Origin of the sequence: Geodermatophilus sp. FMUSA9-8, from assembly GCF_037034165.1 — a bacterium.
GTDB lineage: Bacteria > Actinomycetota > Actinomycetes > Mycobacteriales > Geodermatophilaceae > Geodermatophilus > Geodermatophilus nigrescens.
In genome coordinates this window covers 1-13,389 of record NZ_JBAGKE010000015.1, presented here as the reverse complement: position 1 = coordinate 13,389, position 13,389 = coordinate 1, and the positions used below count along the sequence as shown (strand labels likewise).

The following is a 13,389-nucleotide window of genomic DNA, read 5'->3' as shown; positions in this document are numbered from 1 at the left end:
GTGAACCTAACCTAACTCTCTCGACGGAGGTGCCGGATGAACCCCCGGCGCCCGAAGGTGCGCCTCAGCCGCCGGCTCGGCCTGGCCCTGACGCCCAAGGCGGTCAGCTACTTCGAGCGTCGCCCGTACCCGCCCGGTGAGCACGGCCGCAAGCGCAAGCAGCAGAGCGACTACTCCACCCGGCTGCTGGAGAAGCAGCGGCTGCGCGCGCAGTACGACGTCAGCGAGACCCAGCTGCGCCGCGCGTTCGACCGCGCCCGGCGCACCGGTGGCAAGACCGGCGAGGCCCTCATCCAGGACCTCGAGTCGCGCCTGGACGCCACGGTGCTGCGGGCCGGCTTCGCGCGCACCATCTACCAGGCCCGCCAGTTCGTCACCCACCAGCACGTGCTGGTCAACGGCCGCCGGGTCGACCGTCCCTCCTACCGGCTGCGCCCCGGCGACTGGATCTCCATCGCCGAGCGCTCGCGCGCCAAGGAGCCGTTCCAGGTGGCGGCCTCCGGTGCGCACGCGCAGCCGCCGGCCTACCTCGAGGTGCGGCTGGCCGACCTCACCGCCCGGGTCGAGCGGGTGCCCGCCCGCGACGAGGTGCCGGTGATCTGCGAGGAGCAGCTGGTCGTGGAGTACTACTCGCGCTGAGGGCGGCGGGGTCCGCGCCGGTCAGGAGCTGCGGATGGCCCCGACCGGCGCGACCTCGAGCTGGTAGCCGACGTCGAGCCGGAAGGCGTGCCCGTCGCCGGCGACCACGCGCAGGTGGTGGGTGCCCGGCGCGGGCGCCGGGACGTGCGCCCACAGGCCCCACACGGTCACCGGGATCGGCTTGCGCCGGAAGGTGACCGGGTTGAGCAGGGCACCGGCGACGACGAAGGGCACCGGCGTGGTGATCTCCAGCGGCTCCAGGTCGACGCCGTCGAGGGTCAGCGCGCCCCACGCGTCGCCCGCCCGCTCGGGCGGGCCCACCGCCGGGCTGTTCCAGTAGTTGAACACCGGCAGGAACAGGTCGCGGCCGCCGGGCACGACGCAGCGCCGGTGCAGGACCTTCCCGTAGGACCCGGCGAGGAAGAAGACGTCGTCGGGCTGGTTGTGGCCCGCGTGCTCGCCGGTCGTGTCCTCGATGGGGTCGCGCTCGGTGCCGGCGGAGGCCACCCACTGCACCCAGCGGGCGGCCAGGCCCTCGGCCGAGTCGGACGGGTAGGGCAGCGGCGGCACCTCGTACGGGCCGCCGCGCAGCCGCGACAGGAACGACATGCGACGCAGGGTAGGCAGAGGGCCACCCTCCGCAGGGGAGGCCCGCCGGGTCAGGACGGGTCGAGCACCGCGAGGTCGGCGGCGAACGTCAGCCGCGCCGCCGTCACCCCCTGCAGGTCGTCGGGGCCGAGGCCGGCCACCATCTCGCGGACGAGGAAGCCCTCGGCGGTCACGTCCAGGACGGCGAGGTCGGTGTAGACCCGGTCGACGACGCCGGCCGCCGTCAGCGGGTAGCTGCAGCGCGGCACCAGCTTCGGCTCGCCCGCCTTCGTCGTGTGCGACGTCATGACCAGCACCCGCCGCGCCCCGACGGCGAGGTCCATCGCCCCGCCCACGGCCGGCGGGTGCGAGGCGTCGTCGGTGGCCCAGTTGGCCAGGTCGCCGGCCTCCGACACCTGGAAGGCGCCGAGCACGGTCAGGTCCACGTGGCCGCCGCGCATCATCAGGAACGCGTCGGTGTGGTGGAAGAAGGCCCCGCCCGGCAGCAGGGTCACCGGCTGCTTGCCGGCGTTGATGAGCTCCGGGTCCTCCGCGCCGGGAGCGGGGGCCGGGCCCATGCCGAGGATGCCGTTCTCCGAGTGGTAGACGATCTCCTTGTCGCTGCCGACGCAGTCGGCCACCAGCGTCGGCAGCCCGATGCCGAGGTTGACGTAGGAGCCGTCGGGGATGTCGCGGGCCACCCGCCGGGCGACCGCCCGCATGTCGAGACGCCCGTCGAGGCTCACGCCGCACCCACCCGGACGACGCGGTCGACGAAGATCCCGGGCGTCACGACCACCTCGGGGTCGAGCTCGCCGAGCTCCACGAACTCGTCCACCTGGACGACGGTCAGCGCGGCCGCGGCGGCCATCGTCGGCCCGAAGTTCCGCGCCGCGGTGCGGTAGACGAGGTTGCCCCACCGATCGGCCCGCGCGGCCTTGACCAGGGCGACGTCGCCGGGCAGGGGCTCCTCGAACACGTGCCGCCGGCCGTCGATCACCCGCACCTCCTTGCCCTCGGCGAGCCGGGTGTCGGCGCCGGTCGGGGTGAAGAACCCGCCCAGCCCCGCCGCCGCGGCCCGCATCCGCTCGCTCAGCGTGCCCTGCGGGACCAGCTCCAGCTCGACCTCGCCGGCCCGCCACCGCTCCTCGAACCACACCGACCCGGTCGAGCGCGGGTAGGAGCAGACGATCTTGCGCACCCGGCGCTCGCGCAGCAGCGCGGCGACGTCGGTCTCGCCGGACCCGGCGTTGTTGGTCACCACGGTGAGGTCGGTGGTCCCCTGGTCCAGCAGTGCGTGCACCAGCTCCACCGGCACGCCGGACGCGCCGAACCCGCCGACCAGGACCGTCGCGCCGTCCGGGATGCCCGCGACGGCCTCGGCCAGGGACGCGACCCGCTTGTCGATCACCCGCACCCTCCGTTCTGCCGGCCCGACGCTAACGGGTGGCGACCGCCCCGGCCGACCGGCGAGGCTGGCGGGGTGGAGCGGGGCGACGTCGTCCGGGTGAGCAAGCGGCTCTCGTACGTGCTGCGGCACCGCCCCGACAGCGTCGGGCTGACCCTCGACGGCGCCGGGTGGGCCGACGTCGGCGCCCTGCTGGGCGCCCTCGCCGCGCACGGGCTGCCGCTGTCGCGCGCCGACCTCGATGCCGTCGTCGCCGCCAACGACAAGCAGCGGTTCGCCCTCGACGGCACCGGCACCCGGATCCGGGCCAGCCAGGGTCACAGCGTCCCGGTCGAGCTCGGCTACGCGGCGCAGGAGCCGCCGGACGTCCTCTTCCACGGCACGCCGGTGCGCGTGCTGCCCGCCGTCCTCGCCGAGGGGCTGCGCCCGGGCCGGCGGCACGCGGTGCACCTGAGCGCCGACGAGGCGACCGCCCGCACGGTCGGTCAGCGCCGCGGGCCGGCCGCCGTCCTCGCGGTCGACGCGGCGTCGATGTCCCGCGACGGCGCCGTCTTCACCCGCTCGGCCAACGGCGTCTGGCTGGTCGACGCCGTCCCGCCGCGGTACCTACGGGCGCTCTGAGAGCAGGTCGCGGACGCCGGCGGCCAGGGTCGCGGAGCTCGCCGGGCCACCGTCGAGGTACCCCGCGACCATCGCGCCGTCGCGCAGGACCAGCCAGCGGCGGGCGGCCTCCTCCGGCGCCGGGTGGCCGGCGCGCCGGAACGCCCCGGCGACGGCGGCGGTCAGCCAGGCGCGGTGGGCGAGCACCGCCCGCCGGACCGGGCTGGCCGGGTCGGGGTACTCGGCCGCGGCGTTGATGAACGCGCAACCGCGGAAGCCGTCGCCGCACAGCTGGTCGCCGAGCCGGCCGGTGAGCGCCTCCAGCCAGGCGGCGGCGCCGTCGGCGTCGTCCGGGACCTCGCCGGCCGCCTCGCGCACCGCGCGGTCCACGCCGTCGAGGTAGGCGACGACGAGGTCCTCCTTACCGGGGAAGTGCCGGTAGAAGGTGGCCCGGGTGACCGCGGCCTCCTCGACGACCCGGTCGACGCCCACGGCGCGCACGCCCTCGGCGTAGAAGAGCGCCGACGCGGTCCGGAGCAGGCGGTCCCGGGCCTCGGAGGGGCGCACCGCGGCGGTCATGCCGACGACGGTACCGCCGTGTACGGTCGTCGGAAGAACGACCGTTCTGTCTACCTGCTGGGAGGGCCCATGTCCGCCGTCTACACCGCCGTCGCCACCGCCACCGGGGAGGGCCGCAACGGCCGCACCCGCACCGACGACGGCGGGATCGACCTCGACCTGGCCGTGCCGCAGGAGATGGGCGGCCCGGGCGGCGGGGCGAACCCCGAGCAGCTGTTCGCCGCCGGCTACGCCGCGTGCTTCCACGGTGCGCTCAAGCTCGTCGCCCGCAAGCGCGGGGCGACGTTCACCGACTCCGCCGTCACCGCCGAGGTGGGCATCGGGCCCGACGACGCCGGCGGCTTCGCCCTCGAGGTCACCCTGCGCGTCGAGCTCGGCGGCATCGAGCAGGCGGCCGCCGAGGAGCTCGTCGAGGCCGCCCATCAGGTGTGCCCCTACTCGAACGCCACCCGCGGGAACGTCCCGGTGGCCCTGGAGACCGTCACCGCCTGACCGTCACCGCCTGACCGTCACCGCCTGACCGTCACCGCCTGACCGTCACCGCCTGACCGTCACCGCCTGAGCGTCCCGCGTGCCCGGGCCGGGGATCCCGGTCCGGGCACGCGCACGGCGAGCAGCGCGACGTCGTCGTGCCGGGCGGCGCCCTCGACGCCGGCCAGCAGCCGGTCGCACAGCTCGTCCAGCGGGTCCGCGGCGTGCCGTCCGAGCTCGCCCACGAGCCAGGCGTTGCCGTCGTCGAGCGAGCCGCCCCGCCGCTCCACCAGCCCGTCGGTGTAGAGCAGCAGCGAGTCGCCGGGGCGGAGCACCAGCTCGGCGTCGGTCCGCGGTGCCCCGGCGGTGACCCCGAGCGCCCGCTCCGGGTCCCGCTCGAGCAGCCGCACCGACCCGTCGGCCCGGACCAGCGCCGGGGGTGGGTGTCCCGCGTTCGACCACCGCAGCCGCGCGCCGTCCCCGGCCGGCTCGACCACGGCGACGACCGCGGTCACCATCGCCGGCGCCGCCGGGTGCGCCATCACCCGGTCCAGGGCGCCGAGCAGGCCCGCGGGGGAGGTCGCGTCCACGGCCACCGCCCGCAGCATCCCGCGCACCTCGGCCATCGCGGCCGCGGCCTGCGGGTCGTGCCCGGCGACGTCGCCGATCACCAGCACGGTGCCGCCCCCGGCCGCGGGGAAGGCGTCGTACCAGTCCCCGCCCACGCGGGTGCCGCGCAGCGCCGGCAGGTAGCGCGCCGCCGACGCCAGCCCGGGCACGACCGGCGGCGGGCCCAGCAGGTGCCGCTGCAGCGTCTCGCCGAGCGCCAGGGACGCCCGCGCCGACGCGGCCTCGGCACTCAGCCGCTGCAGGTCGGCCTCCCGGCGCACGCGGAGCGTGCAGGCGCCCAGGGCGACCAGCGCGGCGGCCGTCACCAGCGCCAGCCGGACCAGCTGCGCGGGGACGGCGTCCCCTTCGTACTGACGGTCGTAGACGCCGAGCAGCGCCGCGGTGAGGACGGCGAGGACGCCGTACGCGCCGGTCGTCCGGCGCCCGGTGAGCGTCGCCGCGACCAGCGGCGAGGCGGCCACCAGGCCCAGGATCACCTGCTCCGGCCCGAGCGCCAGGTCGACCGCCGCCGGCCCGAGGAGGAAGAGCAGGGGCAGGCCGTGCGACCGCAGCACCCCGTCCACCCACGCCTCCGACCGCCGTCCCCTGGTCGGCCCAACCTACGGGGCGCCGCCCGATCGGCCGGGCCGTCGCCGCCGAGGACGGCGCGTGGCCGGCGTCGGGAACACGACCGCGTCCGCCGGGAGCTGTTCGGTCCGTACCGCGCGCCGACCGCGCGCTCCCGTCGAGGACCGAGGAGTCCCGTGCGCATCGACCTCTCCGGCCGCACCGCCGTCGTCACCGGCTCGTCCCAGGGCATCGGCCTGGCCATCGCCACCGGCCTCGCCGCGGCCGGCGCCGCCGTCGTCCTCACCGGCCGCGACCCCGCCAGGCTGGAGGACGCCGCGGCGGGGATCGACGGCGAGGTGCGCACCGTCGCCGGCGACGTGACCACCGACGAGGGGACGGCGGCCCTGCTCGCGGCCGTGCCCGACGCCGACGTGCTGGTCAACAACCTGGGCGTCTTCGGCGCCCGGCCGGCGCTGGAGATTAGCGACGACGAGTGGCGCCGCTACTTCGAGACCAACGTGCTCACCGCCGTGCGGCTCACCCGCGCCTGGCTGCCCGGGATGCGCGAGCGCGGCTGGGGGCGGGTGCAGTACATCGCCAGCGACTCGGCGGTCGCCATCCCGGCCGAGATGGTGCACTACGGCGTCACCAAGACGGCGCTGCTCGCGGTCTCCCGGGGCTTCGCGAAGGAGGCCGCCGGGTCGGGCGTGACCGTCAACTCGGTGATCGCCGGGCCCACGCACACCGGCGGCGTCGAGGACTTCGTTTACTCCCTCGTGGGGCGCGAGGTGCCCTGGGAGGAGGCCCAGCGGACGTTCATGCGCGAGCACCGGCCGGCGTCGCTGCTGCAGCGGCTGATCGAGCCCGAGGAGATCGCGAACATGTGCGTCTACCTGGCCTCGCCGCTGGCGTCGGCCACGACGGGCGGCGCGCTCCGGGTCGACGGCGGCTACGTCGACGCGATACTGCCCTGACACGGGACCTGCCCGGACCCCGCTCGGGGCCCGGGCAGGTCCGCCGAGGTCAAGCCTCGATGATCGCGGCGACCGGGCCGCCGCCGGAGGGGCCCTGGTGCACCGCCGCCACCGACACGAACACCGCCGGGTCGCCGGTCACCGACGCCGCGACGCCGCCCACCGTGGCCTTGATCTGCCGGTGCCAGAAGACGTCGGAGTCGTCGAGCATGGCGTTGCGCCGGCCGCGGACGTAGCCGGTCGGGTCGGCCTCGCACTTGAGGAACACGTTGACCAGCCGGCCGCCGAGGTCGCTGACGTGCGGCCGCTCGGGCAGCTCGAGCCCGGCCTGGCGGATGGCGTCCCAGATGCCGTCCTGGTCCAGGGCGTCCTTCATCACCGAATGGCCGATCTTGTACTTCCCGCCGTGGCCGCGGGCGTTGCCGACGACGACGATCTGCGCCCGGTCCAGCTCCACGCCCGAGGAGCAGGAGGCGACGGCGCTGAACAGCGACAGGTCGCGCATGACCTGCGACTGCTCCGGCATCTCGATCTCGCCGAGCGCCACCGCGATGCCCAGCGCCGTCGTGCCGTTGGACAGGTCCATCGAGCCGTGCGGCTCGTCGTAGTACGTGTCCTTGCCGCGGTTCTTCGCGTCGCGGATCGTCTCGATCGTCAGCAGCGGCGTCTTGGTCTGCACGTAGTGGACGTCGGCCGGGTCGGTGATCCCGGCGGCCTCCATCGCGCGGCGCACGCCCTCGGCGACCTTCTCCACCATCGAGATGCGGCCGATGTCCTCGGGCAGCAGGACGTCGCTCATCGCGTAGCCCACGGTCAGCCGCGGCTCGTCGGTCTTCTCGACGGCGTCCTCGGGCAGCGTCGCGAAGATCGTCGCGTGCGGGCTGATGACGCCGTCGGTGCCGCCCGACCACACGATCGGGATCTCGGCGACCTCCTCCTTGCTGCGGGTGCCCTTCTCCATCAGCACCTCGCGGAAGGCGCGGTCGGCGATGATCCGCGTGTAGTCGTTGACGCCGCCGTTGCCCTCGGTCTTGCCGATGACGGCGACGACCCGGTCGGCCTCCATGACGCCGTCGTCGATGAGCTTGGCCAGCTCGCTGGCGTCGCTCACGTTGTGCAGCGGGACCTTGCGGACCTCGATCGGTGCGGGCACGTGCGCTCCTTGTTCAGTCGGTGGTGAGGACGGTGCCGACGGCGTCCCCGGCGACGGCGTCGGCGATGTTCTCGAGCGAGGTGACGACGGCGCGCTCGCCGCCCGCCTCGACGAAGCGGAGGACGGCCTCGACCTTGGGGCCCATCGAACCCCGGGCGAACTGGCCGTCGGCGGCGTGCGCGCGGAGCTCGGCCACCGTGATCCGGCCCAGCGGGCGCTGCGCCGGCGTGCCGAAGTCGACCATCACGTTGGGGACGTCGGTGGCGATGACCAGGGTGTCGGCGTCCAGGTCGCGGGCCAGGACGGCCGCGGTGAGGTCCTTGTCGATCACGGCCTCGACGCCGCGCAGCGCGGCGCCGTCCCCGCCGTCGTCGGTCACCGGGATGCCCCCGCCCCCGGCGCAGACGACGACGAAGCCGGCCGCGGCGAGGGCGTGGATCGCGGGGGAGTCGACGACCGAGCGCGGCTCGGGCGAGGCGACCACCCGCCGCCAGCCCCGGGGGCCGCGGTCCTCCCACACCTGGCCCAGCGCGAGGAACCGCTCGGCCTCCTCGCGCGGGAGGAAGCGGCCCACCGGCTTGGACGGCTCGGCGAGGTGCGGGTCGGCGGCGTCGACCAGGGTGCGGGTGACCAGCCCGGCGGTGCGCTGGGGGAGGCCCCGCGCGGCCAGGGCGGCGTCGAGCTCGTCGGCCACGGTGAAGGCGATGGTCGCCTGGGTCTGCGCGACGTTCCAGTCCAGCGGCACCGGCGGCACGACGTGCGCGGCGAGCTCGTTCTTCACCAGCAGGTTGCCCACCTGGGGGCCGTTGCCGTGGGTGAGCACCACCTCGACGCCGGCGGCCACCACCTCGGCGACGTGACCGGCCGCCTCGCGGATCGCGGTGCGCTGGGCCTCGGGGGTGGCCGAGCCGTCGGGCCCGGTCATGGCGTTGCCCCCGAGGGCGATCACCACGCGGCGGGACGTCACCCCGGCGACCCTAGCGGCGTTTCTCTTAGCGGTGAAGTACCTGGCGGGAGCCGGTACCTCCCGCGGGGCGCCCGGGCGCGGGACCATGCCGGCGGGAGCGGGGCCGTCCGGAGGGAGCCGGCGATGCGCGTCCACTTCGACCTCGACACCCGCGCCACGCCCGCCCAGGTGCTCGACGCCCTCACCGCGGTCGGCGACCGGCGGCTCGAGATCTGGTCCCGCACGCTGGACCCGGGAAGTACGAGGTCCGCGAGGCGGGCGAGGGGTGGGCCGTGCTGCGCGAGGGCAGCGCCGGCGTCCGGCTGTGGGTGCTGCTGCGCTACGAGTGGCCCACCCCCGACCGCGTCACCTGGACGCTGCTCGACAGCGACCACTGCGACCGGGGCAGCGGCGAGGTGCGGATCACCGCGCGGGACGACGGCGGCAGCCACGTCGACGTCGTCTTCCACCACTCCGGCGGCCGCGGGCTCCGCGGGCGGGCCGTGCTGCTCCTCCAGCGCCTCCTCGGGCCCGTCGCGTTCCCCCGGACGTGGCGCGCCGCCCTGGACCGGGCGGCCGCCTGAGCTCAGCGGCGCCAGAAGTCGAAGCGGTCCCGCCCGGGCCGGAAGCCGGCGGCCTCCACGACGTCGACGGCGAGGTCGAAGCGCTGCCCGACCGCGCCGGGCTGGTGGGCGTCGCTGCCGAAGCTGACGGCCTCGCCGCCCTCCTCGCGGAACCAGCGCACCTGGTCGGCGGACGCCAGCGGGCTGCTGGTGTTGACCTCCAGCGCCCGCCCGGTGCCGGCCAGCGCCCGGAACACCGCGCGGTACTCCTCCTCGTAGTCCTTCTCCACGAACCGGTGCGACCCGCCGGGCCAGTAGCGGCGCGGGAAGTCGACGTGGGCGAGGACCTGGAAGACGTCGCTGCTCTCGACCATGTCGACGATCTCGCCGAGGTAGCGGCGCATCGTGGCGTCGGGGTCGGTGTAGAGCAGCTGGCCGACGCCGTAGAGCCGGTCGCCGTCGGACAGCGAGTGCAGCGACCCGAGGATCCGGTCGACGGGTGCGTCCCTCAGGTGCGCGGCGACGCTCGAGGCGAACAGGTGCGGTTCGCCGGCCTCGACGCCGGACCAGATCCGCAGCTCGGGGAACCGCTCGCGCACCTCGGTGAGCTCGGCCCAGTAGCCCTCGCTGTCGATCGGCTCGTGCCGGGAGGCGTGCCGGTCGACCAGGCCGAGGGTGGTGGCGCGGTCGTCGGGACCCCACACGGTGAAGTCGAGGTGCTCGGTGAAGGCGATCGCGGGCAGTCCCTGGGCGACCGCCCGCTCGCACGCGCGGGCCATCGTGACCGAGGCGGGGGTGTCCCACGACCACCCGGTGTGCACGTGGTTGTCCGGCGGTCGCATCGTCCCCATCCTGCCCGCCGTCCCCAGGTCGCGCTCACACGGTCCCGCTGTCGGGGGACGCACCTACTGTCGGGTGCCATGAGCACCGCCGCGCCCTCCGCTCCCGTCGCCGACGAGGCCCTCGCCGTCCTCCGCGAGCTGACCGGCCGCCCGGGCGCGGAGTTCCGCGAGGGGCAGGACGCCGCCGTCGCCGCGCTCGTCGAGCGCTCCGAGCGGGCCCTGGTCGTGCAGCGCACCGGCTGGGGCAAGTCGGCCGTCTACTTCGTCTCCACCGCGCTGCTGCGCCGCCGCGGCGCCGGCCCCACCCTGCTGGTCAGCCCGCTGCTCGCGCTCATGCGCGACCAGGTCGCCGCCGCCGCCCGCGCCGGCATCCGCGCCGTGGAGATCTCCAGTGCCAACGCCACCGAGTGGGACGACGTCGCCGCCCGTCTCGCCTCCGACGAGGTCGACGTCCTGCTGGTCTCCCCGGAGCGCCTCACCAACCCGCGCTTCCGCGAGGAGCAGCTGCCCGGCCTGGTCGCCCGCTGCGGCCTGCTCGTCGTCGACGAGGCGCACTGCGTCTCCGACTGGGGCCACGACTTCCGCCCCGACTACCGCCGCATCCGCGACCTGCTGGGCACGCTGCCCGCCGGCACCCCGGTCCTCGCCACGACCGCGACGGCGAACGAGCGGGTCGTCGCCGACGTGGCCGAGCAGCTGGGCGCCGGCGGCGTCGGGGTGACGACGGTCCGCGGCCCGCTGGCCCGTGACTCGCTGCGCCTGGGCGTGCTGCGGCTGCCCACCGACCGCGCCCGGCTGGCGTGGCTCGCCGCCCACCTCGGCGACCTGCCGGGCAGCGGCATCGTCTACACGCTCACCGTCGCCGCGGCCGAGGAGACGGCGGGGCTCCTGCGCGACGCCGGGCACGACGTGCGCGCCTACACCGGCCGCCTCGACGACGCCGACCGCAAGGAGGCCGAGGAGGCGCTCCGGGAGAACCGGGTCAAGGCGCTCGTGGCCACCTCCGCGCTCGGCATGGGCTTCGACAAGCCCGACCTCGGCTTCGTCGTCCACCTCGGGGCGCCGTCGTCGCCGGTCAGCTACTACCAGCAGGTCGGCCGCGCCGGCCGCGCCGTCGAGCACGCCGACGTGATGCTCCTGCCCGGCCCCGAGGACCTCGCCATCTGGCAGTGGTTCGCCACCTCCTCCATGCCGCGCGAGGACCACGCCGCCGCGGTGCTCTCGGCGATGGCCGACGGCAAGGCGTGGTCGGTGGCCCGCCTGGAGACCGTGGCCGACGTCCGCCGCTCCCGGCTCGAGCTGCTGCTCAAGGTGCTCGCGGTCGACGGCGCGGTCGAGCGGGTGCAGGGCGGCTGGCGGTCCACCGGCCGCCCGTGGGTCTACGACGCCGACCGCTACGCCCGTGTCACCCGCACCCGGGAAGCCGAGCAGCGGGCGATGATCGCCTACGCGAAGCCGGTCGACGAGGCGCGGTGCCGGATGGCCTTTCTCCAGGAGGCGCTCGACGACCCGACGGCCGCCCCGTGCGGGCGCTGCGACGTCTGCGCCGGCCCCTGGTACCCCACCGACGTCCCCGAGGGCGCCGCGGAGGCGGCCTCCGCCGCGCTCGACCGCCCCGGCGTGGAGCTCGCCCCGCGGGCGCAGTGGCCCACCGGCGCCGACCGGCTCGGGGTCGAGGTCAAGGGGAAGATCGCCGCCGGCGAGCAGCTCGACCCGGGCCGCGCCGTCGCCCGGCTCACCGACCTCGGTTGGGGGCAGAAGCTGCGCACCCTGCTCGGCGACGACGGCGTGGGCGGCACGGTGACCCTCGACCTGGAGGCGCCCGGCCTCGAGGAGGACCCGGACGCCGCCTTCGACGTCCCGGTGCAGCGCTCGGTGTCCGACGTGCCGCCCGACGACGAGCTGATCCGCGCCTGTGCCCGCGTGCTCGGCGCCTGGGACTGGGCCGAGCGCCCGGCCGCCGTGGTCGCCGTCCCGTCGCGCCGGCGCCCGCGGCTGGTGTCCGGGGTGGCCCAGGGCCTGGCGCGGATGGGGCGGCTGCCCTACCTGGGGGAGATGTCGCTCGCGCACGGCGGTCCCACGGGCGGTCCCGGCGGCAACAGCGCCTTCCGGCTGGCCGGGGTCTGGCAGCGCATCGTCGTCGGCCCGGAGCTGCGGTCCCGGCTGGCCGAGCTGGGCCCCGTGCCGGTGCTGCTCGTCGACGACCTGGCCGACTCCCGCTGGACGATGACCGTCGCCGGCCGGGAGCTGCGGCTGGCCGGCGCGTCCCGGGTGCTGCCGTTCGCCCTCGCGCTCGCGGCCTAGGGGCTCGTACACACGTTCGAACAAGGCTAGCCTCCTCGGCATGACGCTCGCTCACCAGCCGTCGATGTTCGACGTCGCCGAGGCAGCCGCGCTCACCCCGCTGCGGGGGAGGGTGCGGCGGCACGTGCTCGGTCGCGGGGCCTGGGTCGACCACCTCCCCGGGTGGGTCGCCGGCTCCGACGAGGTCCTCGAGGTCCTGCTCGGCGACATCGGCTGGCGGGCCGACCGCCGGCAGATGTACGACCGCGAGGTCGCCGTCCCGCGGCTGCTGCGCTGGTACGGCCGCGGCGAGACGCTGCCGCACCCGCCGCTCACCGAGGCGCGCACCGCCCTCGACGCGCACTACGCACACGAGCTCGGGGAGCCCTTCGTCACCGCCGGCATGTGCCTCTACCGGGACGGGCGGGACAGCGTCGCGTGGCACGGCGACCGGCTGGGACGCAGCCGCACCGAGGACACGATGGTGGCGATCGTGTCCTTCGGGTCGCCGCGGCCGCTGCTGCTCCGCCCGGCGGGCGGGGGCGGCGAGACGCTGCGCTTCCCCCTGGGGCACGGCGACCTCGTGGTGATGGGTGGCTCCTGCCAGCGCACGTGGGAGCACTGCATCCCCAAGACGACCCGCCCCGTCGGGCCGCGCGTGAGCGTCCAGTTCCGCCCGGCCGGCGTCGCCTGACGCCCTCCGCCCCGCTGCAGGGGCGGGCCCGGGGCACCGCTCCGCGGCTCCTCCGCACGGTCTCCGGGGGCGTGGCGAGGGCCACGGGGACCCCCCCTGCACGACCCCCTGGAGGGCGTGTAATGTTCTCCCTGCACCGAGCGAGAACGGACCGGGCCGCAAGGCCTGGGAAACCGCCGGGAAGGCCCCCGAGGCCGGACCGCTGCGGAGCCGGTGTTTGGTGAGGACACCGCCTCGAACGAAGGCCGACAAGGCCGGGGTACGAGCGCGTCCGCTCCTTGAGAGCTCAACAGCGTGCCGAAAGTCAGTGCCAAGTAATACCCCGTCCGCACCTGTGGGTGCGGTGGGATTCCTTTGGTTGATGACATCGAGAGTGCTAGCTCTCGGTTCTCGGCCGGTATCGAATGCATCTACGGAGAGTTTGATCCTGGCTCAGGACGAACGCTGGCGGCGTGCTTAACACATGCAAG

General features: G+C 75.5%; 15 protein-coding genes and 1 rRNA gene. 8 read left to right on the top strand and 8 right to left on the bottom strand.

The annotated features are described in order from the left end of the window. The first annotated feature begins 36 nt into the window (after positions 1-36). Positions 37-639: a 30S ribosomal protein S4 gene (gene rpsD, locus WA616_RS23700; RefSeq protein WP_336033736.1), complete on the top strand. Its 603-nt coding sequence runs from the start codon at positions 37-39 to the stop codon at positions 637-639. A 21-nt stretch (positions 640-660) separates the two neighbouring features. Here rpsD and WA616_RS23695 read toward each other — a convergent pair whose 3' ends face one another. The 3 genes from WA616_RS23695 to WA616_RS23685 are packed head-to-tail and all read right to left on the bottom strand — an operon-like array spanning position 661 to position 2,638. After that, positions 661-1,248, bottom strand: coding sequence for a hypothetical protein (locus WA616_RS23695; protein ID WP_336033735.1), 588 nt, complete (start codon positions 1,246-1,248; stop codon positions 661-663). A gap of 50 nt (positions 1,249-1,298) precedes the next feature. Then, a complete protein-coding gene (locus WA616_RS23690) occupies positions 1,299-1,973 on the bottom strand; it encodes a 3-oxoacid CoA-transferase subunit B (RefSeq protein WP_336033734.1) in 675 nt (224 codons plus the stop codon). Continuing rightward, the gene (locus WA616_RS23685; protein WP_336033732.1) at positions 1,970-2,638 is read right to left on the bottom strand and encodes a 3-oxoacid CoA-transferase subunit A; all 669 of its coding nucleotides are present in this window, start codon (positions 2,636-2,638) and stop codon (positions 1,970-1,972) included. Before WA616_RS23685 ends, WA616_RS23690 begins: the two co-directional genes overlap by 4 nt. A 72-nt stretch (positions 2,639-2,710) precedes the next feature. On the opposite strand from WA616_RS23685, the gene WA616_RS23680 reads away from it, so the two are divergent. After that, on the top strand, positions 2,711-3,256 hold the full coding sequence (locus WA616_RS23680) for an RNA 2'-phosphotransferase (protein WP_336033731.1): 546 nt from the start codon (positions 2,711-2,713) through the stop codon (positions 3,254-3,256). On the opposite strand, the gene WA616_RS23675 is transcribed toward WA616_RS23680, so the two are convergent. Next, entirely contained in the window at positions 3,242-3,814 is a 573-nt protein-coding gene (locus tag WA616_RS23675) for a TetR/AcrR family transcriptional regulator (protein ID WP_336033730.1), read from the bottom strand. The two genes, WA616_RS23680 and WA616_RS23675, sit on opposite strands and share 15 nt — an antisense overlap. A 69-nt stretch (positions 3,815-3,883) precedes the next feature. Between WA616_RS23675 and WA616_RS23670 the strand changes: the two genes are divergently transcribed. Then, positions 3,884-4,306, top strand: a complete 423-nt coding sequence (locus tag WA616_RS23670) for an organic hydroperoxide resistance protein (protein WP_073422219.1) — start codon at positions 3,884-3,886, stop codon at positions 4,304-4,306. Between the two features lie 59 nt (positions 4,307-4,365). Here the strand turns inward: WA616_RS23670 and WA616_RS23665 are convergent, their stop codons facing one another. After that, complete coding sequence (locus WA616_RS23665) at positions 4,366-5,478, bottom strand: PP2C family protein-serine/threonine phosphatase (RefSeq protein WP_336033728.1); 1,113 nt, start codon at positions 5,476-5,478, stop codon at positions 4,366-4,368. 180 nt (positions 5,479-5,658) lie between these two features. Between WA616_RS23665 and WA616_RS23660 the strand changes: the two genes are divergently transcribed. Further along, complete coding sequence (locus WA616_RS23660) at positions 5,659-6,438, top strand: SDR family NAD(P)-dependent oxidoreductase (RefSeq protein ID WP_336033726.1); 780 nt, start codon at positions 5,659-5,661, stop codon at positions 6,436-6,438. A gap of 49 nt (positions 6,439-6,487) precedes the next feature. Here the strand turns inward: WA616_RS23660 and WA616_RS23655 are convergent, their stop codons facing one another. Both WA616_RS23655 and WA616_RS23650 read right to left on the bottom strand, forming a co-directional pair. Then, the gene (locus WA616_RS23655) at positions 6,488-7,591 is read right to left on the bottom strand and encodes a ring-opening amidohydrolase (protein ID WP_336033724.1); all 1,104 of its coding nucleotides are present in this window, start codon (positions 7,589-7,591) and stop codon (positions 6,488-6,490) included. Positions 7,592-7,604: 13 nt separating this feature from the next. Continuing rightward, positions 7,605-8,558 carry a carbamate kinase gene (locus WA616_RS23650; RefSeq protein WP_336033722.1) on the bottom strand — a complete coding sequence of 318 codons (954 nt, stop codon included), beginning with the start codon at positions 8,556-8,558 and terminating at the stop codon, positions 7,605-7,607. A gap of 272 nt (positions 8,559-8,830) precedes the next feature. Between WA616_RS23650 and WA616_RS23645 the strand changes: the two genes are divergently transcribed. Further along, positions 8,831-9,121, top strand: a complete 291-nt coding sequence (locus WA616_RS23645; protein WP_336033720.1) for a hypothetical protein — start codon at positions 8,831-8,833, stop codon at positions 9,119-9,121. A 2-nt stretch (positions 9,122-9,123) separates the two neighbouring features. Here WA616_RS23645 and WA616_RS23640 read toward each other — a convergent pair whose 3' ends face one another. Further along, the gene (locus tag WA616_RS23640) at positions 9,124-9,942 is read right to left on the bottom strand and encodes a PHP domain-containing protein (RefSeq protein ID WP_073422224.1); all 819 of its coding nucleotides are present in this window, start codon (positions 9,940-9,942) and stop codon (positions 9,124-9,126) included. Between the two features lie 78 nt (positions 9,943-10,020). Here WA616_RS23640 and WA616_RS23635 point away from each other — a divergent pair, with 78 nt between their 5' ends. The 3 genes from WA616_RS23635 to WA616_RS23625 all read left to right on the top strand — a co-directional run. Further along, a complete protein-coding gene (locus WA616_RS23635) occupies positions 10,021-12,246 on the top strand; it encodes a RecQ family ATP-dependent DNA helicase (protein WP_336033718.1) in 2,226 nt (741 codons plus the stop codon). A gap of 40 nt (positions 12,247-12,286) precedes the next feature. After that, entirely contained in the window at positions 12,287-12,919 is a 633-nt protein-coding gene (locus WA616_RS23630) for an alpha-ketoglutarate-dependent dioxygenase AlkB (RefSeq protein WP_336033717.1), read from the top strand. Between the two features lie 409 nt (positions 12,920-13,328). Next, positions 13,329-13,389 (top strand): 16S ribosomal RNA (locus tag WA616_RS23625); the annotation flags it as partial.

Excerpts from the sequence above, each read along its gene's own strand:
- WA616_RS23695 (WP_336033735.1), bottom strand. The coding sequence starts at position 1,248 with ATGTCGTTCCTGTCGCGGCTGCGCGGCGGCCCGTACGAGGTGCCGCCG.
- WA616_RS23670 (WP_073422219.1), top strand. The coding sequence starts at position 3,884 with ATGTCCGCCGTCTACACCGCCGTCGCCACCGCCACCGGGGAGGGCCGC.
- WA616_RS23630 (WP_336033717.1), top strand. The coding sequence starts at position 12,287 with ATGACGCTCGCTCACCAGCCGTCGATGTTCGACGTCGCCGAGGCAGCC.
- rpsD (WP_336033736.1), top strand. The coding sequence starts at position 37 with ATGAACCCCCGGCGCCCGAAGGTGCGCCTCAGCCGCCGGCTCGGCCTG.
- WA616_RS23635 (WP_336033718.1), top strand. The coding sequence starts at position 10,021 with ATGAGCACCGCCGCGCCCTCCGCTCCCGTCGCCGACGAGGCCCTCGCC.
- WA616_RS23675 (WP_336033730.1), bottom strand. The coding sequence starts at position 3,814 with ATGACCGCCGCGGTGCGCCCCTCCGAGGCCCGGGACCGCCTGCTCCGG.
- WA616_RS23640 (WP_073422224.1), bottom strand. The coding sequence starts at position 9,942 with ATGCGACCGCCGGACAACCACGTGCACACCGGGTGGTCGTGGGACACC.